The 1,455-nt window shown below is 73.3% G+C and carries 2 protein-coding genes; both read right to left on the reverse strand.

The annotated features are described in order from the left end of the window. Window positions 1-92: 92 nt before the first annotated feature. Window positions 93-959 (reverse strand): bifunctional DNA primase/polymerase, encoded by an 867-nt coding sequence (locus tag V6U90_RS33355; RefSeq protein ID WP_334445154.1) that lies wholly within the window; start codon window positions 957-959, stop codon window positions 93-95. An 8-nt stretch (window positions 960-967) separates the two neighbouring features. Then, on the reverse strand, window positions 968-1,318 hold the full coding sequence (locus V6U90_RS33360) for a hypothetical protein (RefSeq protein WP_334445156.1): 351 nt from the start codon (window positions 1,316-1,318) through the stop codon (window positions 968-970). Window positions 1,319-1,455: the final 137 nt, after the last annotated feature.

Below are 1,455 nucleotides of genomic sequence, written 5' to 3' on the forward strand. Positions count from 1 at the left end.
AGCGGTGAGCGTGGCCAGATGGTCGCTGAGGTGACCGGCTGCCGTGTCGAGCTGCGCCACCGGGTGACAACCGGGGTTGTCACCGGGCCGGTTCACGCGGCCCTACCCACGGCGGGCAGGCTGCGCGGGTTACGGGCACCGACTCGCAGCCCGGACGCGATTGTTCGGCTGATCTCGCCGTGCCGCAGGCCGACGGACAGGGCGACCGGTTCCAGCACGGCGCACACGTCGGCGTCGGTGAGGGCACCTCCGGCGGCGAGCTGCCCGAGGGCGACAGCCGAGGTGAACAAGGCGTGATTACGGGTGCCCTCACCGGCGGCGGCCAGGTGGGCGACCTGCCGGCGGATCGCAGCAGCCACGTACCGGCCGTGCCGGTCAACCGGCACCACCACCGTTACCGGCCCGGGTGCGGGCAGCGGTTTCGGGGCGAGCAGGTCGGCGAGCCACCCGGGCAGTAGTGCCGGGTCGGTGTCGTAGGTGGTGGTGTAGGGCCGGCCGTTGGCGGTGCTGCCGGCGGCGACGACGTATCCGCCGTGGGCGCGGGTGTCGACCAGCCATCCCACCGTGCCGGCGGTGTTGCGCAGGTTCGGGCCGCTGGCCGGATGGCGGTGGTAGAGGTGGGTGCCGCCCCTGCCGGTGGCCACCGTGTACGTCACGCCGATGTGGTGGCCGTGTCGGTCGGCGAGGGTGGTGAGCACGTCCAGGCCGTGACGCGCACCCGCCCACTCAGTGGGCGGGGTATCGGTGCTGGTCTTCGGCGTGTCCAGGTCGACCACGACCAGCCCGGACGGACCGCACGCAACACCGATGCCGTAGGGGCCGGTCGACCAGCAACGGCGGATGCGGGCCGGGTCGGTGGTGGCCCGGTTCTCCCAGTCACGGACAGCGGGGCGCTTGTCGTCCGGGCGCAGCGGGAAGACGTGCCAGCCACGCTCGGCGGCGGCCAGGGCGACAGCCATCAACGAATTCACCACCGGCCACCCCCGGCGGTGGCGTGGCGGTCGGCGGCGGTCAGCACCCGCAACGCCACCACGATGCGGTCGGTGTTCGGGTCGGGCCGGTCGCGGTAGTCGGGGTGCCCGCACACGGCGCAGAACTCCACACCGGGCGGCCAGTCGTGTCCGCCGGACAGTCGGCACGCGGCCAGGGCGGTACACGCGGGGCAGACCGCGTCCGGGGTGGCGACGGTCCAGCCGTGTTCGAACGTCACCGCCGCGTAGGCGGCTTCCGGGGTGTCGTAGTGCGGCGGGGCGTCGTCGGGCCAGCCGTCACCGCAGGCGGTGCACAGGATCTCAACGCAGACAACAGTTCGGATCACAGTCGTTCTCCGTTCGTCAACGGGGGTGGGGTGCGGGCCGCCCGGCGAGGGCGGTGCGGGTGACCAGGTCGCGTACGCCGTCGAGCAGGGTGAGCAACTGGCGGCGGGCGGCGGGGTCGACGTCGACCAGGGCGATG

The sequence above is a fragment of the Micromonospora sp. CPCC 206060 genome (genome assembly GCF_036906895.1).
In the GTDB taxonomy this organism is placed as follows: domain Bacteria; phylum Actinomycetota; class Actinomycetes; order Mycobacteriales; family Micromonosporaceae; genus Micromonospora.

Excerpts from the sequence above, each read along its gene's own strand:
- V6U90_RS33355 (WP_334445154.1), bottom strand. The coding sequence starts at position 959 with ATGGCTGTCGCCCTGGCCGCCGCCGAGCGTGGCTGGCACGTCTTCCCG.